This window comes from Holdemania massiliensis AP2 (assembly GCF_000327285.1).
In the GTDB taxonomy this organism is placed as follows: Bacteria; Bacillota_I; Bacilli_A; order Erysipelotrichales; family Erysipelotrichaceae; genus Holdemania; species Holdemania massiliensis.
In genome coordinates this window covers 124,407-149,452 of the sequence record NZ_HE998570.1, presented here as the reverse complement: position 1 = coordinate 149,452, position 25,046 = coordinate 124,407, and the positions used below count along the sequence as shown (strand labels likewise).

Here is a 25,046-nt window from a genome sequence, read left to right as displayed (position 1 = left end):
GGGATGTAAAATGGAACTGCTTCGTGCAGAGAACATTCAAAAAGTGTATAACACCCGCGCCGGAGGAAAGCCTTGCCGTGCTTTGGCCGGGGTAAGCTTCTCCGTGGAAGCTGGTGAATTTGTTGCGATTATGGGAGCTTCCGGATCCGGAAAATCAACGCTGCTGAATATCCTGGCAACGCTGGATATGCCCACCAGCGGTGAGGTTTATCTGGAAGGAAAGTCCATGAAGCTGGTGAAGGGAAAAAATCTGGCCGCTTTCCGGCGGGAAAAGCTGGGCTTTGTGTTCCAGGATTTTAATCTTCTGGACACCTTCACTGTCCGCGACAACATTCTTCTGCCGTTAGTGCTCTCCCGTACCCCGCTGGCAGAGATGCAGCGCCGGCTGAAACCCGTTGTCGATCGTTTAGGGATTGAAGCGTTATTGGAGCATTATCCGGTTGAAATTTCCGGCGGTGAAAAGCAGCGGACTGCCGTTGCCCGAGCGGTGATCACACAGCCGCGTCTGATTCTGGCGGATGAGCCCACCGGAGCCTTGGACTCCCGTTCTTCCCAACAGCTGCTGAGCATTTTTGATCAGCTCAACAAGCAAGGTCAGACACTGCTTATGGTCACGCACAGCTCCTTGGCGGCCAGTCATGCCCAACGGGTATTGTTTATCCGCGACGGCAAGCTGTTTGCCGAATTGTGCCGCGGCGATCAGTCGCAGCAGGTCTTTTATGACCGCATCACCGCCTCCTTATCCATGGCGACCCGGCAAGGAGAAGAACGCCTATGATCCACTATGCATTCCGGCTGGCCTGGTCCAATCTCAGGCGCACGCAGAACGTCACGCTGCCCTTTTTTCTGGCCAGTACCGTGACTGTGTTTCTGCATTTTCTGATCATGACGATGATGTTTAACCCGCATGTACCGGAAATCCGTGGCGGAGCCACGCTGGCTTTTATCTTCCAGCTGGGCGTCTTCGTCATCACCACGTTTGCGATTCTGTTCATGATCTCCATCCATCAGATGCTGTTGAAAAAACGCAAGAAGGAATTGGGATTATATACGATCTTGGGCATGGAAAAAAAGCATATTTCACTAATTCTGTTCTGGGAAAATGCGATCCAGACGACGGCCTCGCTGGCCTTGGGGTTGATTCTGGGCTTTGTCGGCGGTCAGCTGATGTGGATGATCCTGCTGCGGATGCTCAACAGTCCTGACGGGCTTCCATATACCTTTTCCCTGACAGCGCTGATCTGCACAACCGTCGTCTTTCTCGGATTATTTATCGTCACAACTGCGGTTTCCTTGTTTCAGATTCATCGGATCAATCCGATTGAACTGCTTCACAGCGAAAAACAAGCCGACAAACCGGTGCGATTTCTCGCTGTGAAAACGGGAATCGGCGTGATTGTTCTTGGGATCGCTTACGCTATTGCCCTCTTGACCAACAATATGTTTACCGCGTTGATGGTGTTTTTTTTCGATTGTCTGTTAGTCATCTTTGCAACTTCGATCTTGTTTGAATCCGGAATCACATTCTTTCTGCGCTGGCTTAAAAAACGCAGATCCTTCTATTACAAGCCCAACAATTTCGTCGCGGTTTCGATGTTGTCCCATCGGATTCGCCGTAATGCGGCCAGTCTGACGACGATTTGCATCCTCAGTACGATGCTGTTAGTCACGATGGGCGGGAGTGCGGCCTTATTCTTCGGCGAGGATAACGCCCTATCCGAATCCAATCCGGATGATCTGACCTATACGCTGACAGGAGAGCTGACTTCTTCCAAACAGGATGAGCTTGCCGCAGTTGCTCAACAACTGGCTGCGGAAAATAACGTGGTTCTCGAAGACGTCCAGATTTACAGCTACGCCGATGCTTATTCCAAGCTGCAGGATAATGTGTTAAGCCCCTTTGTTACCAGCGATTATCTTGTCGGCCTGCGCAGCGCGGTGATTGATTATGGCTATGATGTCTTTTTGATCCAGGCTGATACGTATCGGCGGATTAGCGGACAAACCGCCAAGCTGCAGGAAGATGAAATCCTGATACTCACGGGAAATGAACAGGTCCAGCTTTCGGATTTAACGATTCAGGGAAAAACCTATGCGGTTCAGGACATCCGGCGCGATACGCCCTTTTCCTGCCGCAAGTACAACAACGGCGGGGGTACGAATACTTCAAATTCCAGTGAACTGTTATTTCTGGTCTTTGCGGACGAAGCGTCGCTGATGTCTGTTCAGGATTATCTGCAGGAAGGCGAGTGGGAAAGCAATACACGAATCGGCGTCAATTATGCTGGAACATTGGAAGATCGAACAGCCTTTTACGAAGCTTTCAATCAGAAAGTCCGCGCTCTGGACGCGCCTGTCCGTTATGCGACCTGCCTGGATTATGACCGTCAGGAATTCCGAAGCATGTATGGCGGATTGTTGTTTGTCGGTGTTTTCTTCTCTGTGTTATTTCTGACTGCCACGGTTCTGATCATCTACTTCAAACAGATTTCAGAAGCGATGGATGATCGTGAACAATACCTCATCCTGCAGAAGGTCGGCATGGATGAACAGGAGGTTTCCGCAACCATCAACCGTCAGGTCATTCTGGTCTTCTTCCTTCCTTTGATCACCGCCCTGCTTCATACCGGCTTTGCGATGCCGCTGATGCAGACTCTGTTGGTCGCACTGAAACTGACCAATCCTGTCTTCACCTATACCTGCGTCAGTATATGCGCCATCCTCTTTACAATCTTCTATCTCATCTTCTATCGCATGACTTCCCAGATCATTAAGAAAGAAGTTGCATTTTAACCGCAGAAAAAAGACTGCCCTGAATCCTGAATGCTTAAATCATCAGGACCGGCGCAGTCTTTTCTTTTGTTCTTCGATTGCTGAATTCAAGTTGGCTTTCCAACTTGGTTATTCGTACTTTCTGCCTAAATAAAACATCGGAATCAACAGTGTTCCCAAAAACGGAAGAACCCAGGCTAAAACCACGCCGTAGTTCGGCAGCGGCAGTGTGTCGATCCACACGTAATAGGGAGGCATGACAACCATCGTGATCAACGACCAGATCCGTCCGGCTTGGACTATATGCGGCCAGTTGCGGTTGTTGAAATGAACGCCGGCCAGATTGATTCTGAAAATGCCGTCGCTATAGGCGCTGATTGAATTTTCATCGTAGTAAGCCGGAAGCTTTTCCTTAATTCCCACACAGAAATAAATTCCAAAAATAATGCTGAGCAGTTCCATGACGGCGATATTGCTGACGCTGACAAGCTGCCCATAGCCGCTTTTAATTAAGATCCAAAACTCGGCAGTGGTCAAAATCAGACATCCGATCAATAACCGGCAATATGTCTTACGCCGCTGCTTGAGAACCTGAGAATCCTCCTCCGTCATCGTGATGGCTTTTTTCACCAGCGCCTCAACCTGTGTGGCGTTCATCGGTTCGTTGCTTGGCATCCGGCGGCCTTCCAGCAGTTCTGTCACACTGACGCCCAAGGCCTGAGCCAGAGGAATCAACAACGTAATATCCGGCATATTCAGTCCCCGCTCCCACTTGCTGACCGCTTTATCCGACACAAACAATTGCTGTGCCAGTTCTTTCTGTGTCATTTTCTTTTGTTTTCTTAATTCCACGAGGAATGCTCCAAATTCTTTCTTATCCAATTCGTACATTGCTTTGTCCTCCTGCCTTTATTTTAGCGTAATTCAGTTTGACTTTCGACCGACGTGCGGTTGAGTTTGACCGCCGAGCGTCCTTTATTGCCAGGAAACGTCAGGTTGACTGCCGTTTCATTCCATTATCGGATCGTTTTTTTGTCACAATCGATTTTATTCTCCGTCTAATGAAAGGAAAGAGATTCTTAAGGAGGAGAAATGATGAACTTTTTTATTGCTTGTCTGATCGGCGTCATCGCCGGTACAATCGACATTCTGCCGATGATTAAAATGAAACTGGACGCTTATTCGACGGCATCCGCATTTTTGTTTTATGTGGTTCTGACCTTCATGATTGTCTATACCCAGATCGCCGGACTGGCCTGGTGGCTGAAAGGACTGATGGGGCCGATTCTGGCTTTGCCGACGATCATCCTGGCTGTGAAAGAGGATAAAACATCCTGGCTGCCGATGCTGGTGATGTCCGCGGTGCTGGGAACAGCGATCGCCGCGGCCGCGCATTTTCTTATTCATTAAGATTACGCTTTGTGCTTTGCATCAAAATCAAAAGAAAAAGGAAAATCCCAAACCCGGACTTTCCTTTCTTTTTTTTATTCAGCTGAGGGCTGCGGCAGAGCTTTCAGCTGTTGATGACGGCTGAATATTTCCATAAACTCTTCGCCGGTAATCGTTTCTTTCTGAAGCAGATATTCCGCTTCTTCATGCAGCAGCTGCGCATTGTCTTCCAGAATCTTGCGCGCTTCGGCATGGGCGTTCTTGATGATCGCCATGACTTCTTTATCCACCAGAGCTGCGGTTTCATTCGAACAGATCAAGGAAGCATCACCGCTGAGATAACGGTTGTTGACTGTTTCCAGGGCAGTCATTCCGAATTGATCGCTCATGCCTAACTGGGCAACCATCGCCCGCGCCAGCCGTGTGGCTTGTTCAATATCGTTGGAAGCGCCGGAAGTGACGATGTTGAACATGAATTCTTCCGCCGCTCTTCCGCCGGTCAGCGTGCGGATCTTTTCCAGAATTTCATCCTTGCTCATCAGCACGCTCTCCTGCTCGGCAACCTGCATGGTATAGCCAAGCGAACCATTGGTATGCGGGATAATCGTAATCTTATGCACCGGTGCCGAATTCTTGGAAACCGCCGCGACTAAGGCATGGCCGATTTCATGATAGGCGATGATTCGTTTTTCCTTCTCGGAAATCACGGCGCCCTTGCGTTCCTTGCCGGCGATGACCGTATCGACAGCTTCATCAAAATCCGGCTGCATGACCTGCGTATGGCCGTTGCGCACAGCGGCCAGCGCGGCTTCATTGACGATGTTGGCCAACTCCGCTCCGGAAGCCCCGGAGGTGGACAGCGCAATCGTGCGGTAATCGATGTCCTCACTGACAACAATTTCCTTGACATGCACTTTCAGGATCTCTTCCCGTCCTTTCAAATCCGGCAGTTCCACCGGTATCCGCCGGTCAAACCGGCCGGGTCTTAACAACGCCTTATCCAGCGTTTCCGGACGGTTGGTCGCCGCCAGAATCACAACGCCCTTGCTTCCGTCAAAACCATCCATTTCGGCTAACAGCTGATTCAGGGTCTGTTCCCGTTCATCATTGCCGCCCATGCCGTTGGCACTGTCACGTTTCTTGCCAATCGTATCAATTTCATCAATAAATACGATACACGGTGCTTTTTCCTGCGCCTGTTTGAATAAATCACGAACCCGCGCCGCGCCCATACCGACAAACATTTCCACAAATTCCGAACCGGAGATGGAGAAGAACGGAACACTGGCTTCCCCCGCTACGGCTTTGGCCAGCAGCGTTTTGCCGGTACCCGGAGGACCGACTAACAACGCGCCCTTCGGCATCTTGGCGCCCAGCTTCTTATATTTATCCGGATTGTGCAGAAAGTCCACAATCTCGCTCAGCGCTTCCTTCGCTTCATCCTGTCCGGCAACATCCTTAAACGTCTTGCCGGTTTCTGCTGAAACATAGATCTTAGCGTTGGATTTGCCGAAAGTCATCGTGTTGGCGCCCATCTTTTTGGCCAGCTGCCTTGAGAACAGCTGTCCGACGCCCAGAATAATGATGATCGGCACCAGCCACATCAGCATATCCATGAGGAATGAATTCTGCTGCGGAATCACCGCGGTATACTGAGCCCCGCTTTGTTCCAGACGATCCGTCAGCGCCGTATCGTTAGGCATAATCCCGGTGACAAAGACATTTTTCTTATTGTCTTTGATCGTATAGGCGATCTTTCCGGTCTGATTATCGACTTCGACTTCATCGACCTGCTTTTCATCCAAAGCGGCAAGCAGATCACTGTAGCCGACTTCCTTTATCCGCTGATTCTGAATCATCGGCGTCACAAAGAGATTAAACGCCATCAAAGCGATCAGCATCACAAAGTAATAATAGATTAACGGTTTTTTATTTTTTGGTTTTTCTGTTTTCATAAATCCTCCCGATCCAAGAACTCATTGAGTTTGTGCAGACCTGCGCAGATCTCTTCCAGATCCTGCGGCGTCATTTTCGCTGAAAGCTGATCGCTTTGCAGCTGCAGCTGCTGATCACAATCGGCAATCAGCTGTTTCGCCTTGGCTGACAGACAGATATGGACTGTCCGCTGATCCTTCTGCGAACGAACGCGATGCAGAAATCCATTGCGCTCCAAACGCTGGCAAATCGCTGAGATGTTGCTGACGGTCATGCCGGAAGCCGCCGCCAGATCACATATCCGCTGCTCATCCTGCTGAAACAGCTCAAGCATGACAATCGCCTGCGGACCTGTCAGACCCAATGGTTCATAGACTTCCCGTAAGCAGCGATGCAGACGCATGTTAATCTGCCGCATCAGCGTCATCATTTCCATGACTTGTTCGCTCATAATTCCTCCATTTCTAAATATTCAATGCATTGAATATCTATTTATTGATGATTATAAGCGTTGTTTCTTATACTGACAAGATTTCTGCACCACTTCACACAATCTCACAAAATCATTCCATCTTTTCCGGCAGTTCTTGCAGTTTCACCTGCCGTGATGATACTTCCTCAGAGAAACGGATGGCTGGATTCTGAGTTTTCAGAAAACTCATAACAGTTTTTGCATCCTTGTCCTTCTGCAGCTGAATTAAGGTCGTTCTGCCATCCTGTGTGTTGATCTGCAGCTGACAAGGGGCGTAGAGCTTTTCGGATTTTCTTAACGGCACCCGAGCATAGCTGCACATTGTAATTTCTGCGTAAGTTCCCTGTACACCCTGCTTATTAAACCAGGAAAGCCAGCCGTCTTCCATGAAAAACGTCGTGTCTGCCTGACGGTAAAGCAAACGCTGCGGACCGCGCAGCTGCTGGGTAAACCGTTTGACCTGACCTAACTCACCAACCGCCTGAATCAGCCGGACAGCTAAAGCCGCCAGCCAGACAACAAGAAATAAGCCGATATAGACAGACTGGCTGACCCAGGCTAAAAGCGCGGTGATGATCAGTAAAAGCAAATAGAAAATTAAGGCGCGGCTGTGTTTTTTGACAATCTGCTTCTGAATGAGTTCCGTGATGTGTTTCATTCCCCTCACCTCCATTGACTTCATTGTATCATATTTTTCTTATTTCTCGTATTCATTATTCTTTTCTTATACAAAAGACTGAAATTGTAAAAGAAAACCCGAACCGCTGCCGTTCAGCCTATTCGGGTTTATTCAAATTCAGGTAATTCCTCCAGTGTTAACGGCTTGTTCGGCACCTCATAATAGACCGTCAGTGCGGGATTCATCGTTTTCAGAAACCGCAGAACCAACATGCAGTCCGCTTTGCGTTCCAATGCAATCACGGTATAGCGCTGATCCCGACAATTGATCTGTAATTTCCAGCTGCGACGCCGGCTGTCAAATTTCATCCGGGAATTCTCATTGATCTGATTGAGATAACAAGTTTTAATCTGTTCATAGCGGACACACAGTCCCTGTCCGCGGTACCAGGAAATAAGCTTTTTGGGCAGAAAGAACGTATTGTCCGCCTGCCTGCACACCGGATAGGAATCATTCAGTTCCAGCGTTTGAACAAAACGTTTAACCCGCGCCTTTTGCACGAGTGCTTGCAAACTCACAAGGACGTCGACGATCAAACTAACGGCGAATAACAGCCATAGAGTTCCGCTGAACCAGGAGATCACCAGTGTCAGTAAATTCAGCGTGAACGCAAAGCTCAGCTTTTCCCAGGGTTCCCTCATCGCTTTTTGAATTAATCCTGCCTCGATCCGCTGCATCCCGGTCATCTCCTTTTCCTTATTATAGCAGGAAACAACAGGATTTCAGCGAAACTATTCTATTTTACCGCCTCGTTGGGTTCATCGAATTCCCTTCATTTTCCAGCTTATTCATACCGCAGTGCGTCAATCGGATCCAGCTTGGCGGCTTTGTTAGCCGGATAGTAACCGAAGAACACGCCGATTGCCATACTGAAGCCGACCGCCAGCGAACAGGCCGCGGCCGAAGGCTTAGCCGGATACCCAAGCAGATTAGCCGCACCCGCTCCCATCGCTACGCCCAACAGGACGCCTAACAGACCTGCGATCATGCAGATAATCATCGCTTCAATAATAAACTGAACGCGGATCGCCAGATTCGGCGCGCCCAGCGCCTTGCGGGTGCCGATCTCACGCGTCCGTTCCGTGATGCTGACAAGCATGATGTTCATGACGCCGATCCCGCCGACCAGCAGACTGATCGCCGCAATGCCGGCAATCGCCACCTTCACCGTGTCGAGCATCTCCGTCATCGTTTCCAGCATTTCCTTCATGCTGGACGCGGAAATGGTGTAAGTCTCATTGTGGGTGTAAAAGCTGGTGAAAAAAGCCTCGGTATCGCTCAGCAGCGTATCGACGTCCTCACCGGCCGCCCCGACAACCGTAATCGACTGATATCCTTGATTCGCCTGGGTGATCTTCTTGCCCACAGCGGCAGGCACATACATCGAAGTCGTAAGATTGTCGCTGTCTGAGAGCGCCGCCATCATGCTGCTGGAAGTATCATAATGATAAATTCCTACGACGTAAAAGGTCTGAACATTGTTATTCAAACTGACTTCCAGCTTTTCACCCATCGCTTTTTCCACCGAGCCGTACAGCTTTTCAGCCAGATAATCAGAAATGACGGCTGACCGTTTAGCGTCAGCATTGTCTTTATCATTAATAAATCGCCCGGTGATCATGTCCAGATCTTCGACGGTCAAAGCATCGGGATTCACTCCTGTGACATTGACGCTGCCGGAAACCTCTGCCTGCGTGATCGTTCCGCTGCCGACACTTTCCGTGCAGGAAACAGCGGTAACACGCCCGTCAAACAGGGATCGATATTCCGCAATCATGGCTTCCGAGATCAGATCTTCTTCATCGGGATTATTGGGACCGAACATGTACATCCGAGTGCCGCCGCTGAAACCGGAAGAAGAACTGCTGCTTTTTTTCTGCAGGGAAACGGTGATGTTGCTGGCGCCCATACCGGACATGCTGTCGGTGATGGACCCGGTCAGTGAGTCGCCGACCGTCATGATCGCGATCACGGAACTGATGCCGATGATAATTCCTAGCATTGTTAACAGCGACCGCATTTTATTGGCTTTTAAGCTGGAAAGCGCCATCAGAATATTGTCAAGCACGCCCATGAACGCCCGCTCCTTTCCGAACGCTGATGATCTGACCATCGCGCAGGGTGATCACCCGCTGGGTTTCCTCGGCCAATTCCGGGTTATGCGTAATCAGCACAATCGTTTTCCGCTGTTCTTCATGCAGCTTATGAAACAGATCCATCACGATCCGGCTGGTCGCTGTATCCAAGGCGCCGGTCGGTTCATCCGCCAGAATCAAGGAAGGATCGTTGGCCATGGCCCGGGCGATCGCAACCCGCTGCTTTTGACCGCCGGACAGTTCATTGGGCTGATGTTTCTTCCGTTCGCTCATGCCCACCAGCTCCAGCAGCCGGCCGGCCCGCTCAGTCCGTTCCCGGGCGGCAACGCCGGCATAAAGCATCGGCAGCTCTACATTTTTAAGCGCGCTCATCCGCCCGATCAGGTTAAATGTCTGAAAAACAAAGCCGATCTGCTGATTGCGGATCCGCGCCAGCTCTTTATCCCCGGCCGTTTGAATATCAACGCCGTTAAGCCGATAATGGCCTTCGGTAGGACGGTCCAGTGCACCCAGGATGTTCATCATCGTCGATTTGCCGCTGCCGCTCTCGCCGACGATAGCGACAAATTCACCGGGTTCAACCTGCAGATCAATCCCATGCAGAATCTCAAGCTCATTGGGCTTGCCTATATAGTAGCGTTTGATGATGCCCTGCATGGTGATGACCGGCAAATGCGGCGTACTCATCCATTGCCTCCCCGGCCGCCCGGCGCGCCGCCGTTTCCGCCCGGTCCGCCGCCGGAAGGCATCTCACCGGAAGGCATAGCTCCGCCCATGTCAAACTGAACTCCGGCATTGTTGGATAAATCCTGAGCATTCCCTTCCGTCATGTTGACCTGGGCCTGTTCTGGATCGGCACTGCTGCGTACTTCCATCCCTTCGCTCAGCTGGGAAGAACTGATTTCAATATAGTAATCATTTTCCTCGCCTGTCGTGACGCTCACTTCCTTAAAAACCGCCTCTGCCCCGGAACCTGACTCCTTGACGAAGACAACCGCCTCGCCCTGATCATTCGTCCCTACCGCGTCAATCGGAACGACAAAGACATTGTCTACCGTAGACTGGATGATCTCTACTGTTGCGTTAATTCCCACATATAAGCCGCTGTTGGGTGTCGTTACGGTCACTTCCGCTGAGAAGCCGGTGCTGTTCTGGGATGAAGCCACAGGGGAAATCTGCGTCAGCGTGCCTTCGATTTCACCCTCGGTCGCATCCGTTGTGATTTTCGCACTCATTCCCAGTTCAACATTCTGAATTTCATACTCCGGAATGGTCACTGAAATTTTCAGCGCTTCGGTATCCTGAATTGTCGCAATCGTTGTATTGTTGCCGGCCATGGACCCGACCGTCACATTGATTGCCGTCACCTTTCCAGCCGTTTCCGCCCGCAGCGTACAGTTCTCTCTTTTTTCATATAAATCATCCAAGGCGTCGCTGGCAGAAGCTTTTTCCAGAGCTTCCTTAGCCTCCGTGACTTTCGTTTCCCAGTTATCCCGCTGATTTCTGGCTGTGTTCCACGCATTCACAGCGCTGTTGTAAGCGGTCTGCGCAGAAGTATAGGCCGCCGCCAGCGCGTCGTAATTCATCGCGGACTGAGCTGTTTTTAAATCCTGCTGGGCACTTTCGGCCTTGGCTTTCGCATCCTTGGAAGCCTGTTTGGCATTCTGATAATTCGTTCCGGCGGTGCATGCCGTATCCTCCAAGCCTGAACACTCTCCCGTACTGATCGCTGCATTCAATTGGGAAAGGGCCTCATTCTCAGCTTCCATTAAACTTTGATACGCAGCCTGCGCCTGATCAACATTAGCCTGGAAGGCATCCACAGAACTGCGCGCTGATTCATAAGCCGTCTTCGCGCTGTTCATCGCGGTTTCTTTTTCTGCCATCGTATTCCAAGCGCTGTCGGCGTCACTCTGCGCCCATGTCAGATTTTCCTCAGCGCTGGCCAAGCTTTCTTTGGCCTGATCCGCAGACTCCTGAAGACTTTCCAGCGTCTTCTCAATATTCTTGTCGATTTCCTCGGTGTCGAGCACACAGATGATATCCCCGGCTTTCACCCAGTCCCCTACCTGAACGGGAATCGACTTGACGGACAATGACTGATTGGTCGTCACATTGGACACCGCCGCGCTTTCCACCGTTCCGGTCAAACTGATTGAATTGTTTAAGGTCGTTTTCTTCAATACGGTTGTCCGCACAAACGAAGCCTGGGTGTTATTGCGCCGGGTTGTTCCCCGACGGGTAAAATAAAAACTCCCCGCTCCCAAAAGACAAACGCAGAGCACGGTAATCCACGTTTTCTTTTTGTTCCAATGCAGGGATTTCCGCAGTTCTTGGAATTCCATTTCATCACGCTCACTTTCCACTCTTTAATAAGCACCGCTATTCTCCCATGAAAATGTGAATTGTTTTTGAATTGTTCATGACAGTAAACTGAATTTTAAGCGAACTTTCAGCGAAGCCGCGCGTATTGCCTGATTTCCCCTTTTCAATTCTGACAAATTGCGTAATTTTTCGCCGGCTCACTTTCTTTCGATATCGAATCGGTGTAAACTTAGCTTATCTGAACCACCGCGTTCCATGATCCCAGATACTGCGAAAGGAGATGTTCTATGAAAACCTCCGCGTCCCTTGTTGACTCCTGCATAAATCGTTTTATCCAGTCCTTGTTTGTCGATCAAGACTGGGATACTCTGCAGTCGCTCCTCGATGAAAATATTCGTTGGCATTCGGCCGAGGCAGGAACGGTTTTTATCGACAAAGAAGCTATTCATGAGCATATTCAGCAGCAGCGGCGCCGGCATTCGGAATTGTTGGTCCAGACCACGGCGCCGGTCTGTTCCCAGCTGGATGATCGATATCAATTCATAACGGTGAAAGTCCTGATGCAGGGCGAGAACTGGCATACCTTGTACCTGTCTTTAATTCAGGATTGCGGCAGCGGTCTTTTCTGCTTTGTCCAGGCAGCCCCGGCGCAGAGCAGCTTGAATTCGCTGCAGCATCAGGAGCTGACCTTAACGTTTTTGCCGGATCAGATGCCGGGCGGTATTTTCCATTGTTTGTTTGACGAACCTTTGACGCTTCTGCAGACAAGCGACAGCTTCCTTCAATTGACCGGTTATACAAGAGAAGAAATCAGCACGGAGCTGAACAACAGCTTCCGTGCCTTAATTGATCCGCGGGATTATGAAAATACGCTGAAAGAAGTGCGGGAACAGCTCAGTCACGGCTGTGATAAAGAGCTGCAGTTCCGGCTGCTGCGCAAAGATAAAAAACCGATCTGGGTGCTGGACAAAGGCCGGTATTTACAGGACGAATGGGGCCGTCAGTATTTCTGCTGCATCCTGGTCGATATTACGGAGACCAAAAAGATCCAGGAAGAATTGCGGCTGAGTCTGGAACGTTATGAAATCATCATGAAGCAGACCCGGGATATCATTTTTGAATGGAATCTGGCAACCGATCAGCTGTTGTTTTCGGATAACTGGCAGCATCGTCTAGGTTATGCGCCGCCGGCCACAACGGCGATGATATTGAACAAATCAAAGCTGCATCTGTCCGATGAGCATCGCAATCTGTTTGTCAGCCTTCGCGACCAAATTCTTCAGGGCCAGCCGGTTCTTGAAGGTGAAATGCAGCTGTTGGATTGGGAATACCAGCCGATTTGGTACCGTGTCCGCATTACAACGCAGTTTGACGCTCTCGGCCATCCCGTCAAAGCCCTTGGCATTCTGACCGATATCGATGAAGAGAAATACAAATCTCAGCTGTTGCTGGACAAAGCCCAAAAGGATGCGCTAACCCAGTATTATAATAAGGAAACTGTCCAGCGGCTGATCGAAGACTGGCTGGCTCAATACCCCAAGGCTTTCAATGCTTTGATGATCATCGATATCGATGATTTTAAGCATGTCAATGATACGCTGGGGCATTTGTTCGGTGATGCTTTCTTAATTGAAGTGACTTCCCGAATCCATCAGCTGTTCCGCAGCGAAGATATTTTAGGCCGGATCGGCGGCGATGAATTCCTCATCTTCCTGAAAAACATTCCCGGCCCTTCTCTGGCAGAGCGAAAAGCCCAGGAAATTCTTGAGGCCTTCCGCACCTTTGAGATCCGCAATCAGAAGATCGCCAATGTTTCCTGCAGCATCGGCATTGCCCTGACGACGGACTCCCGACTCAGCTACCATCAGCTATTTCAGCGGGCGGATCAGGCTCTGTATTCGATTAAGAATCAAGGCAAGAACCGCTATGCCTTTTACAGTGAGCTTTTACGCTCAGAAACCTTCCCGCTGCGCGACGGTATGACCGCAGTCAACACCCGCATCGATTCCGACACCAATCAGAAAAATGCTTATGCGCAAGTCAGCGATTATGTATTCAGTACGTTATACAACACCCAGAATCTTGAGGAATGCATCGAACATATTCTGGAAGTTGTCGGTCTGCATTTCAACGTCAGCCGTGTTTACATCTTTGAAAACAGTGAAGACGACCGTTTTTGCAGCAATACCTTCGAATGGTGCAATACCGGGATTCTTCCGGAAAAAGACGCGCTGCAGCGGGTTTCCTATGAAGAGGATCTCAACGGCAATTATCTCGACAATTTTGATGAGAACGGAATCTTTTATTGTCCGGACATCATGACGTTGGATCCAAAACACATTGAAATTCTTGAACCGCAGCACATCAAATCCTTGCTTCAATGTGCGATCCAGGATCAGGGTGTGATTAAAGGCTATATCGGGTTCGATGAATGTCAGGAAAAACGGCTGTGGGATCAGGATCAGATTGACGTGCTGACGCATGTCGCGGAAATTCTCAGCGTTTTCCTGCTCAAACGCCGGGCTGAAAAACGAATCGAATCACTGCAGGCTCAGCTTAGCCAGTCTGAAAGCACCAGACGTTAAAGCCCTTGCTTAGTCCCCGCTTAAAAACAGGATCAGATTTCCGGAAGTTTTTCACTTCAGGCTCTGATCCTGTTTTATTGTAAACCATTAAAGCTCCCCTAAAATTCAGACAGCTTTCCTCATCGGGAAAGCGGGGAAGCTTCCCGATTGGACTCGATCAGCAGCCGGCGCTGAACGTCCAGAGGCAAACTCCGGTACAGTCCCATTTCAAACGCATAATAGCCTAATAGATTCCCATCCTTTTCAATATCCAGCTGACCTGCCAGAAGGGTCTGCAGCTGTTGGTACAACGCTTGTTCACCGCCGGTTTGAAGACGCCGAACCACCTCCGCCACCAGCTGCTGCATCTTTGTCAGATAGAGGCGGTATTCCGGATTATACTCAGCCATCAGCGTTCCCAGCGGACCGTTGAAAAACTGTACGAGCGGCAGCGTTACCTTTTCATAATTGAGCTTCCAATAAGCCTGTTCACGATCATCCTCCACCAAATGATGCAGGCAGTCCAAGATTCTCTGCGTATAGATCGGAAAGGTCGTTTCATCCAGCTTGAGTATCGCCTGGGTATCGCGGTATCTCTGCCGGGCATCTTTTTCAATCCATTCAGAATCCAAAGCATAGATGATCCGGGCTACATATTTCAGTGATCCTTTTAAGTCCTGCTGCGCCTGTTCTGTCATTTTCCGCCACAGAAACAACCGGTATTCACTCTTCGATACATTGAGAAAAGAACTCCAGATAAAAATCGAGATCATGCGGGCATCCTGATCCGGACACAACAGATCCAAGGTTGACTGATCGGCTTCGCTGGGCGCGGTACTGCGGCCGATCTGTTCCTGCATGCTGCTCATGTTGTACTGCGGCGGCAGTTCCGTCAACAACGCAGATAAGGAATGCACTAACCCCAGCTGCCGCAGCAGCTGATTGCGCAGCGCGTTGAGCCGGCGATGCAGATAAAAATTGGTCATGCTGGGATAATCGAACAGCTCATGAACCTCACTGACCGGCATATCCCATTGTCTTAACAACGCGATGATCTGTAAACTGCGGACGTCATCTTCACTGAACTCCAGGTAATGATTTTCATCACAGCGCTGCGGCGACACCAGACCTTCCTCAATATAAAAATAGATCGCTTTTTTCGTCAGTCCCGTTCGCTGGCAGACTTGTTGAATACGCATGCGGCTTCACCTCGATTTCCTCTTCATCCAAACCGTTCCCTAAGGGAATGGTTTTTTAGCTCTTTTTCGTGAAAGCACTATCATTTCTCACATAGTCACCTTGTTTTCTTCATTATACACGAATTAAACAAACCAAAAAAGAGGGGATTGACCTTCCTGTCACAGGACATTGTATAATGAGTTTGCGAAAGCCTTAACAAAAAAGGAGTGGAAAGAAATGAAGAAACAAGCAAGCAAGTTCACAGCGCTGCTTCTGTGCGGAGTCCTGGCCTTGTCCTTGACCGCCTGCGGCACCAACGACAAGCCGGCGCCGACCCCGGACGCCAATGCGAAACCATCCTACACAGCCGGAACCTATACCGGAACTGCCAATGGCATGAAGGGTGAAATCAGCGTGGATGTCACCGTCAGCGCCGATGCGATCACCGATGTCACCGTTAAAAGTCATCAGGAGACTTATGGTATCGGCTACGGCCTGGAAACTTCCCCGGTAGAAGTTCTGCCAAAGCAGATCGTCGAAACGCAGTCACTGGGTGTGGACAACATCACCGGCGCGACAATTACCACTGCCGCCATCAAAAACGCAGTAGCCAGCGCGGTTACAGAAGCCGGCGGCGATGCTGAAGCCTTAAAGAACGTACCGGTGGAAAAGAATCCGGAAGATCTGACGCTGGACGCTGACGTCGTCATTGCCGGCGCTGGTGCTGCCGGTTTAGCCGCAGGCATTGAAGCGAGCCGTGCCGGCGCAAAAGTCATCATTCTGGAAAAGCAGGGTGTGACTGGCGGCGCCACAACCCGCAGCGGCGGCAAGCTCTTGGCTGCCGGAACAGAATGGCAGAAAAAGCAGGGTTATGAAGATACTCCGAAAATGATGCTGGACTACATGAAAACCATGGACGGTGCTGCCGAACAGCTCAATGATGAAATGATCACCGCTTTCTGCAACGATTCTGTGGAAAACATGACGTGGCTGGAAGACATGGGCGTTATGATCTTTGACGTTGAAGCCATTCATCAGTCTTTAACTCCATGGCGTGTTCATAACACCACCAATGCGGCAGGCCACAGCGGCGGCGGCATGACCGACGGCTTCGGCGGCAACATCACCGTGCCGATGACAGAAGAATACCTCAAGAACAACGGCGAAATTTATTACAATACAACTGCAGAAACCATTCTGACCGATGCGGACGGAGCGATTGTCGGCTTAAGCGCAACCAAGGCCGATGGAAGCAAGCTGACAGTCAACGCTAAAAACGTTATCCTTGCGACCGGCGGTTATGCTCAGAACAAGGAAATGATGCAGCGTTATGCTGAATCCACAGAAGGCTTTGTAACATCCGTTCCCGCCGGCAACCTCGGCGACGGCTTAACGATGGGCAAGCAGGTCAACGCTCAGATCTTTGATGCTCCGGCGACTCAGACAGTTTACCTGGATTTCAATTCCGGCGTCGGCATCAATGAAGAAGCCGGCTTGATCGTCAATGCCGAAGGCAAGCGTGTCGCCAACGAATATACCTATCAGTATCATGTCGGCAATGCCCTCGCCAAGAGCGGAAGCAGCTACGGCTGGTATCTCGCTACAGCCAACGACACAACCCCAACCGTACAGTATGCGATGTCGTTAGAGAAGACGATCAAAGCCAATTCGATTGAAGAACTGGCTAAATTGATGGAAGTCGATGCCGCTGAACTGCAGGCAACAATCGACCGTTACAACGAATTATGCGCCAGCGGCAAGGATGAAGATTTCGGCAAGCCGGCAGAACACATGATGCCGGTTGAAGGCGAAACTTACTTCGCCCTGAAACTGCGTCCAAGTGTAACCGTCACCTTCGGCGGTTTAGTCACCAATGTTCAGGCTCAGGTGCTGGATACGGAAAACAACCCAATTCCAGGTCTGTATGCGGCCGGTGAAGTCGCCTTTACCGGATTGTTCGGCGACGAATATCCATGCTGCGGCATGGCGATCGGCGGCGCCGTCTATTTCGGACGGATCGCAGGTCAGCAGGCAGCAGCCAACAAATAAGTTTCTCCCCTCGTTTCAAGCGGTTCGGCTTTCTGCCGGCCGCTTTTTTGTCAGCTTACAGCCGCGCTTGCTTTTCCCTCGGTCAGCCTGCTATGCTTAAGGTAAAGAAAGAAGGTTGCGCCATGAAAATTCAGGATGCCTGTCTGCCCTGCATCGTGTCGCAGGCGGTCCGTTGTGCCAAACAGATCTGCGAATCCAAACGCCCTGCTTTTTATCGCGCCGTCTTCGCAAAACTGGCAGCGCTGGATTTTGAACAGCCCGCACCGGCAGCGATTGGCGATATTTACCGCTTAGTAAAGCAGACTGTCTGTACTGAGGATCCCTATGCCGAACTGCGCCAAAAAGTCAATGCCCGCTTACTCGCAGAAATTCCTGCCCTCGCCCAGCGGATTGATCAAGCTGCCGATCCCTTTGCCGAGGCACTCTGGATTGACGCGCTGGCCAACGGGTTTGATTTCAATCCGATTCATCATCCCAATTTTGAACAAATGCTCAACAATTTCCACGCTTCGTTGACTCTTGCTTTTACTGAGGACCAGACAGAAGCGCTGAGACAGGATTGTCTGCAGTCTGAAACCCTGCTGATGCTGGGCGACAATTTTGGTGAAGTCGTCATCGACCGGCTGCTGCTTGAACAGATCCATCAGCTGAATCCCAAGCTGAATCTGATCTATGCTGTCCGCGGTGCACCGGTGGTCAACGATGTGATCAAAGCCGATGCCAGTCAGGCTGGAATCGGACAATTCGCCCGGATTCTAAGCAATGGCGATGATGCCTTGGGAACATTGCTTTCGCGTACCAGTGCGGAATTTCGGGCTGTCTATGACCAAGCGGATCTGCTTTTATGCAAAGGGCAGGCCAATTTTGAATGCTTAGTGGATGTTCCGGAAAAGAACCGCTACTTTATAATGAAAGTCAAATGCACCGTCCTCGCCAAACGGACAAAGCAGACTCTTGGTTCTCTGGTCTGTCTTCATTATCCCGAAGCGAAACAGCATAATGTTCAGCGATGAAGCAGTTGCTGATTGATCAGCAGTCTAGGCAGTTTCTGAATCAAATATCTCAGCTTACTATAAGATTGAAAAACGCAGCTGAAAGTTAGAAGACAGCTCAAGTCAGGCATACTGTATAATTTAACATTCAGATCGAAGACAAAAGCAAAAAAAGCTCAACCATAGCCGCAGAGGGAAAAATGAAAAAATTAATAGTTTTTCTTACAGTATTCGCTGTTTTCCCTGGATGTACTTTTATTTCTAAAGCTCCTCCTGCTGAATACGAAATTGAAGAACTGCCAAATCTTATCATGAATGCTTACGAAGAAGTTTATGGAGTGAAAGTTACCGTTAACAATTTGATCGGTGCCTCATATTTGGAAGAAAATAACAAAACGAAAATTAACTATTTATATGAAATCAGTTTTGACGATTCTTTTTATCACTTCTATAACACGCATCAATTAAGTCCGGAAAAGGATATGATCAAGAATGTAAGGGAAGATAAAACAGAGCTTGCTTATTTTAAAGAAAGAATTTTACTTACTGAAAATAATAAAGCGTTTATCAGCTCTGTTCTGAATTGTGATTTTAAATCTTTATTTTGGACCGGCGGAGAATTTTTCAACGCAGCTATAGCTTTAACTAAAAAAGACAGAAATTCAGATGATACCTATTATGAGAGAATCGCTGAAACAATATTGAAGAAATTTGAAACAGATTATAAATACAGATCAGTTGTTTTTGTTTTTGTTGACGATTTAAGTTTAATTGAAAATAGTCTGTATTTAGAGTTCTACGGAATGAACATAAATCAAGTTCACACACTTATTGACACTACCATTCCCTATACTCAGTTAACGTATGATGCAAAAAAATAAACCAGCTTGATTAACGTATTGCTGCAAAGCTGATTATTGGTTTTTATAAATAATCATCCCCTATTACTCAATTTAGATTTCTTGTTCAAAGATATTCGTTCTTTTTTAAGATAAGTGTTGAGATTAATTAATAACTCCTATGATTTCACCCAATGGCCTTGAGAAGAGGTTTCCTATAATAGGATTAAGAAAAGCGATCGTATTGGAGCAATGAAACTAGATCGTGGAGGAATAAACTATCTCACAGATAGTCAAGAACTCCGTATAGTTACAATAGAGTAAATCTTTACTGTAAAGGGTGTTGCCAATCCCCCTTTGATGTAACGCTGCTTTAGATAATAATATCTTATGGGATTTAACAGTTGGAGGCGTAAGCCGTTAAGTTACACGCCCACTTTCTTTAGGTGGTAAGTAGTTAACAATACGCTCTTATCATTGTCAGTGATGGTTCGCAGCGTGCCGAAGATTTATAGAAGCCACTCTAAAATAAAAAGGAAGACGATTATCACTTTTTCTTTACTGCACTGTCAATTTTCTGCAAAAAAACTTAAAAGGTGCAAATAACGATTTGTAAAGCACATCATTTAGTGCAAACAATTATCTAAATAACATGCTAAATGGTACAAGATATGATACAATCATTTTAACAAACAGTTAGTAGGATTGTTTATGGAACGACTTGCGATGCAAAATTTGATAGCTTGGACTCAAAATAAAAAGCGAAAACCTCTCATTGTTTGGGGTGCCCGTCAGGTAGGGAAAACCTATCTTGTCAAAGACCTTTTTGCTGAAAAATATTATAAGGATAACTATATTTACATTGATTTTAAAATTGATGATAATGTAAACGAGTTTTGTCAAAAAACCGCAAACGCTGAGAAAATCATAGAATACCTCTCTTTGCTTAAGGGCAGACATATCGATGAGAACACCCTGCTTATCTTTGATGAGATACAGGAATGCCCCAACATCATATCGGCATTAAAATATTTTTGCCAAGATTTCAGAAACATTCCTGTCATCGCAACCGGTTCAATGATACGAATCAAAATTCAGAGAACAACTCATAAACGGGGTGGTAGTCATGAGAAGTTTCTCTTTCCGGTTGGAAAGATCAATCAAATCACGATTTATCCGCTTTCCTTTGACGAATTTTTGATGAACAAAAATCGAATAATGTACGATACAATTCAAAAAGCATACAAAGCCAAAAAGCCACTTGAAGCAGCGATTCACGAGCTTGCGATGGAACAGGTTTACAGATACTTGCTCGTTGGGGGTATGCCTGAAGCTGTGGACAGTTATATTGAGGATGGTGATCTGCTTGCTTCCCGTGAGATATTGAAAGAGCTTTATGACAACTATCTTGTCGATATGGAGCTTTATCAAGCAAGTCAGGAAGCGATCGTTCGCTCAAGAGCTTTGTTTTCCAACATCTACAAAGAACTTAACAAGGAAAATAAAAACTTCTCTCCGAGCCTCGTAGAAGCCAAAGCAAAAACAAGAGATTTTGCAACTTCCATCCAGTGGCTCACGTTGGCTCACATTGTAATTCAGTCCTATCAACTTAAAGAACACATTACAATGCCGCTTGTTGCAGATGAAGATAGTTATTTCCGATTGTTTCTTTGCGATATGGGTATGTTCTCTTATCAAAGCGGCATCAATTCGGTATCCTTTGTGTCAAACGAGAGAGAAAACACTCTATCGGGCATATTCTTTGAAAACTTTATCGCAAACGAGTTGACTGCAAAGGGGAACAATCTTTTCTATTGGAAAGGCAAATCCACCGCGGAGCTTGAATTTATCGTCGAGAGTGATAATAAACTATACCCCATCGATGTAAAAAAAGGGAAAGGAACACTGAATTCCCTTGAGAAATTCTCTAATCATAATAAGTTTGAATATGCCATTAAGGCATCTAGAAACAACTTCGGCTACAATTTTGAACAAAAGCTGCTGACTGTTCCGTTCTATTTCTTCCCATTTGTAGCAAAAGACCTCGCCGAAGGGAATATGACAACATTTTAAAGGAAAAAGACATGCAGGGTTATTCCCTTTTATATTTGTTTTCGCGGCAAATGAAAAGGAATGGATGTTCCCTCAAGCTTGTCATTCCTCTCCTTTGAGGTTATACTAAAAAAATAAAGAATCTGAAAGTGGGGGAATACCATGAGAATTGAAGAATGTCTTGAAAAATCCAGATTTGAATCACAGGGATCAATTGTCCTAAAGGGCCAGACGATTCCTTACCGCACCGTCAGCGAAGATAATTTCTTTGTTGATGAAGAAGGTCAGCCGACCGCAACCCTTTTTTCCTATGCTTATTTTCGCAGCGATATTGAAGATCCGTCAACCCGACCGGTTCTGTTTGCCTACAACGGCGGGCCGGGCTGTTCCAGCCTATGGGTGCATGCCGGTTTATTCGGACCGCGGCGAATCAAGCTGGAAGATGAGCTGCATCTGCCGACCGTTCCGCCGTTTGAGCTGGAAGACAATCCGCACTGCCTGCTCGATCTGTGCGATCTGGTTCTGGTCGATCCGGTCGGGACTGGTTTCGGCCGGCTGATTCAGGAAAAAGCCCGCGCTGAATTCTATGACGCGGACGGCGACGTGAAGGCTATGGCCCTGTTCATCGAACAATGGCTGACACGCTACAACCGCCGCAACAGCCCAATTCTGTTAGCCGGTGAAAGCTACGGCACCGGACGCTCGGCTTTGTTGGCGGCTGAATTGCTAGGAGCCGGACCCGTAAAACCAGATACCCTGGGTCTGTCGGTCAGCGGCATCATGCTTTTAGGCAGCACTTTCTTTGAAGCCAATCCGGCAGAACCTTCTGCCGTCAATCTGATCACGATGGCAGCCACTCATCATTATCATCATCCCCAGGGCAAGCCTTCCCGCGGCGAGTTCATCGAAGCGGCTTCGCAATTTGCCCAAACCGAATATCTCAGCGCATTATTCCAGGGCGACGCCTTGCCGCAAGAGCAGCAGGAAGCCATTGCCGAAAAGCTGGAACATTTTACCGGCATCGAGAAAGCATTCTGGATTCGTCACCATCTGCGGATTGACATGCAGAAGGAATTCGCTCACCTGCTTTTAAAAGATCAGGGCCTGGCTGTCGGCTTCTATGACGGCCGCTATACCTGGAATGATGATCCGGCCATCCAGGACGCCAACGTCATCGCCGATGATCCAGCCATGGGACAATACACCCCGGCCTTCCAGACCGCCTTTGCCTTAATCTGCAAGGAACTGAACATTACGTTCAACCGCAGCAGCAAGGGTCTGGTCTTTGACGTCAACGAAACATGGCAGCGCAAGCCAAAGACCTCCCCGGCCCAAGCTTTAGCCGGAGCGATGCGGCGGAATCCCAAGCTGCGTGTCTTCTTTGCCAGCGGTCTGTATGATCTGTGCACTACAGCCGGCAATGCCCGCTATCTGGCTACGCATTCGCATTTAGATCCAAGCCGGGTTCTGGTTGGAGAATATCCTTCCGGACACATGGCTTATCTGGGTGAGGAAAGTGCGAAATTATTAGCTGCAGATATGCGCCGCTTCTTCACACAGGCCATCGAAAAATAAAGTCAAGCATCAAGACGGATGTTCGCGCTCGAAAGCAAAGCATCCGTTTTTTCATTTGCGTTTGAGAAGACTTTGTTTTTTAGCTATGCTTCTAAAAGAAAAAACCGCAACGTTCAGGAAACACCCAAGATGTTCCTTCTCACTGCGGTTTGATCTATTCGAATAACCTATGTTTGTTCAGGCCTAGTTTTCCAGCTGCTGCCTGCCTTTATTTCGCGGCGTTGGCTCCGGCAATTCTTCCGAAAACCATAATGTCCGCGATGGCATTGCCGCCGACACGGTTGCCGCCATGAATACCGCCGGTCACTTCCCCTGCGGCATATAAACCTTGAATCGCTTCGCCAGCTTCATTTAAAACCTGAGCTTCCGTATTGATCGTCAGTCCGCCCATCGTATGATGAACGCTCGGTTTTTCGATAACCGCATAGTAAGGGGCGGTCTCAATTTTACTGCCGAAAACATTCTTTCCAAAATCCGGATCGTTTCCCGCGTCGACATACGAATTGTATTTTTCAACCGAAGCCATCAGATTCTCGCTCGGACATCCGATTTGTTCAGCCAGGGCTTCCAGACTCTCTGCCTTATACAGAATTCCCTTTTCCACCATCGCGTCGACCTGTTCCTGCGTTGCTTTGTTCTGCAGCGTTGGGATCATATTCTGATCGGCAATGTGGTAGAAAACGCCGTCGGTCTGACTTAAAGCCGCACTGGCTAAGACATCCCGTTCCGCATATTCGTTGACAAAGCGATTCCCTTCCTGATTGACAAACATGTAATACTGGCTCGGCACCAACAGACCGTCCGCAAGCTGACCGGTCACGGCGCTGGCTGTCGGCATCAGCTGAACCATGCCCATGCCTGTCAGCGAAGCTTTTGCCTGCAGGCCCAGTTCAATTCCATCGCCGGTTGCCCCGGCAACATTGGTGGTTTTAATGCCTTCTGGAATCGCTGGCCAGTAGGTATTGTACTCTTTTACCATTTCCCCATTGGCGCCAAAGCCGCCGGTTGCCAGAATGACATTTTTCGCATGAATCGTTAAGGTGGATCCATCTTCTTTGCGGCAGATCACTCCCGTGACCGCATCCCCGTCCAGAATCAGATCGGTAGCCCGGGTAGCTAAATAAATCTTTCCGTTATGCGCTTCGATATACTGCTGCGCCGAAGCGAAGACGCCTTCCTTACTTTCAAAATTATGACCTCTTAACCACAGAGATCCGACCGGACTGGATAATTCGTCACTCAAAGCTACGCCGACTGTATCCCCCAGCCAATGGAAGGTTTCCAATGATTTTTCACATAAGATCCGAACCAGATCAAAATCACCGCTGATTTCCTCGCCGCTGAGGTCGACTCGTTTTCCGGCTTGGTAGGTCTGAATGATATGCCATTCAACCGAATCGAATTCTTTGCTTGTATCGCCCTTAAGGTATTCGTTAATCTGTGTTTTCAAGGTTTTCAATGTGTCTGCATAATCCCCGAACTCACTTTCATCATAATCAAGCACAGCCTTCAAGGTTTCAACTTGACCATTGAGCGCATCCAGCTGATTTTCCAATTCCGGGTCCGCGGCATTCATCGCAAAGCCGCTGGCCAGCGTATTGCCGCCCAAAGCCGATGTTTTTTCAACGAGAATGACGCTGGCGCCCTGTTCCGCCGCGCTGCTCGCTGCCGCAATCCCGGCTCCGCCGCCGCCGACAACGACCACATCGACAGTTTCCTCCGTGTCTTCACCGGCTGCCGCACTCAGATGAATTTCTTTGAGTGCTTCCACATCCGCGCCCGCGGAAGCCAGCGCTGAAGAGGCGGCCGCCAGAATCGCTTCACTGGTTATCGTGCAGCCGGAAACCGCGTCAATTCCCAATCCCTGGGCTTCTACAATCGCACTGGGAATCTTTTCGATGGCTGGATCCGCAATGCCTTCTGTTTCCTGATGCGAGGTCACCGTGACTGATTCAATCTTATCCGCAGATAAAACAACTTCGACCGTCAATTCACCATTTCGACCCTCTGCCGTTGCGCTGTACGTTCCAGCTTTGAACGCTGATGTTTTCTTTTCCTGCGTTGTGCATCCCCCCAGAAGCAGCATCGCAGACAAGAACAAAACCGCTAGTTTCTTCACATTTATTTC

At 48.7% G+C, this 25,046-nt stretch carries 19 protein-coding genes; 9 read left to right on the top strand and 10 right to left on the bottom strand.

The genetic code is table 11. The features are described 5' to 3' along the window. Nucleotides 1–10 precede the first annotated feature (10 nt). A complete protein-coding gene (locus BN162_RS14875) occupies nt 11–778 on the top strand; it encodes an ABC transporter ATP-binding protein (RefSeq protein WP_020225920.1) in 768 nt (255 codons plus the stop codon). Next, nucleotides 775–2,793: an ABC transporter permease gene (locus BN162_RS14870; RefSeq protein WP_020225919.1), complete on the top strand. Its 2,019-nt coding sequence runs from the start codon at nt 775–777 to the stop codon at nt 2,791–2,793. The genes BN162_RS14875 and BN162_RS14870 overlap by 4 nt, the downstream gene beginning before the upstream one ends. Nucleotides 2,794–2,901: 108 nt before the next feature. On the opposite strand, the gene BN162_RS14865 is transcribed toward BN162_RS14870, so the two are convergent. Continuing rightward, entirely contained in the window at nt 2,902–3,663 is a 762-nt protein-coding gene (locus BN162_RS14865) for a helix-turn-helix domain-containing protein (RefSeq protein ID WP_020225918.1), read from the bottom strand. Nucleotides 3,664–3,867: 204 nt separating this feature from the next. On the opposite strand from BN162_RS14865, the gene BN162_RS14860 reads away from it, so the two are divergent. After that, nucleotides 3,868–4,182, top strand: a complete 315-nt coding sequence (locus tag BN162_RS14860; RefSeq protein ID WP_020225917.1) for a hypothetical protein — start codon at nt 3,868–3,870, stop codon at nt 4,180–4,182. A 74-nt stretch (nt 4,183–4,256) separates the two neighbouring features. Here BN162_RS14860 and ftsH read toward each other — a convergent pair whose 3' ends face one another. The 7 genes from ftsH to BN162_RS14825 form a co-directional block, all read right to left on the bottom strand. Next, complete coding sequence (ftsH, locus tag BN162_RS14855) at nt 4,257–6,116, bottom strand: ATP-dependent zinc metalloprotease FtsH (protein ID WP_020225916.1); 1,860 nt, start codon at nt 6,114–6,116, stop codon at nt 4,257–4,259. Beyond that, nucleotides 6,113–6,547 carry a MarR family winged helix-turn-helix transcriptional regulator gene (locus tag BN162_RS18115; RefSeq protein ID WP_020225915.1) on the bottom strand — a complete coding sequence of 145 codons (435 nt, stop codon included), beginning with the start codon at nt 6,545–6,547 and terminating at the stop codon, nt 6,113–6,115. Before BN162_RS18115 ends, ftsH begins: the two co-directional genes overlap by 4 nt. Before the next feature lie 112 nt (nt 6,548–6,659). Then, nucleotides 6,660–7,226, bottom strand: coding sequence for a hypothetical protein (locus BN162_RS14845; RefSeq protein WP_020225914.1), 567 nt, complete (start codon nt 7,224–7,226; stop codon nt 6,660–6,662). Between the two features lie 128 nt (nt 7,227–7,354). After that, entirely contained in the window at nt 7,355–7,924 is a 570-nt protein-coding gene (locus BN162_RS14840; RefSeq protein WP_020225913.1) for a hypothetical protein, read from the bottom strand. 107 nt (nt 7,925–8,031) lie between these two features. Then, nucleotides 8,032–9,321: an ABC transporter permease gene (locus BN162_RS14835; RefSeq protein ID WP_020225912.1), complete on the bottom strand. Its 1,290-nt coding sequence runs from the start codon at nt 9,319–9,321 to the stop codon at nt 8,032–8,034. After that, nucleotides 9,308–10,030 carry an ABC transporter ATP-binding protein gene (locus tag BN162_RS14830; protein WP_020225911.1) on the bottom strand — a complete coding sequence of 241 codons (723 nt, stop codon included), beginning with the start codon at nt 10,028–10,030 and terminating at the stop codon, nt 9,308–9,310. Before BN162_RS14830 ends, BN162_RS14835 begins: the two co-directional genes overlap by 14 nt. Further along, the gene (locus BN162_RS14825; protein ID WP_040452268.1) at nt 10,027–11,688 is read right to left on the bottom strand and encodes an efflux RND transporter periplasmic adaptor subunit; all 1,662 of its coding nucleotides are present in this window, start codon (nt 11,686–11,688) and stop codon (nt 10,027–10,029) included. The genes BN162_RS14830 and BN162_RS14825 overlap by 4 nt, the downstream gene beginning before the upstream one ends. A 267-nt stretch (nt 11,689–11,955) precedes the next feature. Between BN162_RS14825 and BN162_RS14820 the strand changes: the two genes are divergently transcribed. Further along, on the top strand, nt 11,956–14,253 hold the full coding sequence (locus BN162_RS14820; RefSeq protein WP_020225909.1) for a sensor domain-containing diguanylate cyclase: 2,298 nt from the start codon (nt 11,956–11,958) through the stop codon (nt 14,251–14,253). 119 nt (nt 14,254–14,372) lie between these two features. Here the strand turns inward: BN162_RS14820 and BN162_RS18110 are convergent, their stop codons facing one another. Beyond that, nucleotides 14,373–15,431 carry a MerR family transcriptional regulator gene (locus tag BN162_RS18110; RefSeq protein WP_020225908.1) on the bottom strand — a complete coding sequence of 353 codons (1,059 nt, stop codon included), beginning with the start codon at nt 15,429–15,431 and terminating at the stop codon, nt 14,373–14,375. 217 nt (nt 15,432–15,648) lie between these two features. Between BN162_RS18110 and BN162_RS14810 the strand changes: the two genes are divergently transcribed. From BN162_RS14810 to BN162_RS14790, 5 genes are all read left to right on the top strand, one after another. After that, entirely contained in the window at nt 15,649–17,460 is a 1,812-nt protein-coding gene (locus BN162_RS14810; RefSeq protein WP_020225907.1) for an FAD-dependent oxidoreductase, read from the top strand. A 122-nt stretch (nt 17,461–17,582) separates the two neighbouring features. Continuing rightward, entirely contained in the window at nt 17,583–18,473 is an 891-nt protein-coding gene (locus BN162_RS14805; RefSeq protein ID WP_020225906.1) for a damage-control phosphatase ARMT1 family protein, read from the top strand. Nucleotides 18,474–18,652: 179 nt separating this feature from the next. Continuing rightward, nucleotides 18,653–19,333 (top strand): hypothetical protein, encoded by a 681-nt coding sequence (locus BN162_RS14800; RefSeq protein ID WP_020225905.1) that lies wholly within the window; start codon nt 18,653–18,655, stop codon nt 19,331–19,333. A 669-nt stretch (nt 19,334–20,002) separates the two neighbouring features. Beyond that, nucleotides 20,003–21,364 carry an ATP-binding protein gene (locus tag BN162_RS14795; protein WP_020225904.1) on the top strand — a complete coding sequence of 454 codons (1,362 nt, stop codon included), beginning with the start codon at nt 20,003–20,005 and terminating at the stop codon, nt 21,362–21,364. 141 nt (nt 21,365–21,505) lie between these two features. Then, nucleotides 21,506–22,918: a S10 family serine carboxypeptidase-like protein gene (locus tag BN162_RS14790; RefSeq protein WP_020225903.1), complete on the top strand. Its 1,413-nt coding sequence runs from the start codon at nt 21,506–21,508 to the stop codon at nt 22,916–22,918. Between the two features lie 208 nt (nt 22,919–23,126). Here BN162_RS14790 and BN162_RS14785 read toward each other — a convergent pair whose 3' ends face one another. Continuing rightward, nucleotides 23,127–25,037 carry a flavocytochrome c gene (locus BN162_RS14785; RefSeq protein ID WP_020225902.1) on the bottom strand — a complete coding sequence of 637 codons (1,911 nt, stop codon included), beginning with the start codon at nt 25,035–25,037 and terminating at the stop codon, nt 23,127–23,129. Nucleotides 25,038–25,046: the final 9 nt, after the last annotated feature.

Excerpts from the sequence above, each read along its gene's own strand:
- BN162_RS14875 (WP_020225920.1), top strand. The coding sequence starts at position 11 with ATGGAACTGCTTCGTGCAGAGAACATTCAAAAAGTGTATAACACCCGC.
- BN162_RS14870 (WP_020225919.1), top strand. The coding sequence starts at position 775 with ATGATCCACTATGCATTCCGGCTGGCCTGGTCCAATCTCAGGCGCACG.
- BN162_RS14865 (WP_020225918.1), bottom strand. The coding sequence starts at position 3,663 with ATGTACGAATTGGATAAGAAAGAATTTGGAGCATTCCTCGTGGAATTA.
- BN162_RS14860 (WP_020225917.1), top strand. The coding sequence starts at position 3,868 with ATGAACTTTTTTATTGCTTGTCTGATCGGCGTCATCGCCGGTACAATC.
- ftsH (WP_020225916.1), bottom strand. The coding sequence starts at position 6,116 with ATGAAAACAGAAAAACCAAAAAATAAAAAACCGTTAATCTATTATTAC.
- BN162_RS18115 (WP_020225915.1), bottom strand. The coding sequence starts at position 6,547 with ATGAGCGAACAAGTCATGGAAATGATGACGCTGATGCGGCAGATTAAC.
- BN162_RS14845 (WP_020225914.1), bottom strand. The coding sequence starts at position 7,226 with ATGAAACACATCACGGAACTCATTCAGAAGCAGATTGTCAAAAAACAC.
- BN162_RS14840 (WP_020225913.1), bottom strand. The coding sequence starts at position 7,924 with ATGCAGCGGATCGAGGCAGGATTAATTCAAAAAGCGATGAGGGAACCC.
- BN162_RS14835 (WP_020225912.1), bottom strand. The coding sequence starts at position 9,321 with ATGGGCGTGCTTGACAATATTCTGATGGCGCTTTCCAGCTTAAAAGCC.
- BN162_RS14830 (WP_020225911.1), bottom strand. The coding sequence starts at position 10,030 with ATGAGTACGCCGCATTTGCCGGTCATCACCATGCAGGGCATCATCAAA.
- BN162_RS14825 (WP_040452268.1), bottom strand. The coding sequence starts at position 11,688 with ATGGAATTCCAAGAACTGCGGAAATCCCTGCATTGGAACAAAAAGAAA.
- BN162_RS14820 (WP_020225909.1), top strand. The coding sequence starts at position 11,956 with ATGAAAACCTCCGCGTCCCTTGTTGACTCCTGCATAAATCGTTTTATC.
- BN162_RS18110 (WP_020225908.1), bottom strand. The coding sequence starts at position 15,431 with ATGCGTATTCAACAAGTCTGCCAGCGAACGGGACTGACGAAAAAAGCG.
- BN162_RS14810 (WP_020225907.1), top strand. The coding sequence starts at position 15,649 with ATGAAGAAACAAGCAAGCAAGTTCACAGCGCTGCTTCTGTGCGGAGTC.
- BN162_RS14805 (WP_020225906.1), top strand. The coding sequence starts at position 17,583 with ATGAAAATTCAGGATGCCTGTCTGCCCTGCATCGTGTCGCAGGCGGTC.
- BN162_RS14800 (WP_020225905.1), top strand. The coding sequence starts at position 18,653 with ATGAAAAAATTAATAGTTTTTCTTACAGTATTCGCTGTTTTCCCTGGA.
- BN162_RS14795 (WP_020225904.1), top strand. The coding sequence starts at position 20,003 with ATGGAACGACTTGCGATGCAAAATTTGATAGCTTGGACTCAAAATAAA.
- BN162_RS14790 (WP_020225903.1), top strand. The coding sequence starts at position 21,506 with ATGAGAATTGAAGAATGTCTTGAAAAATCCAGATTTGAATCACAGGGA.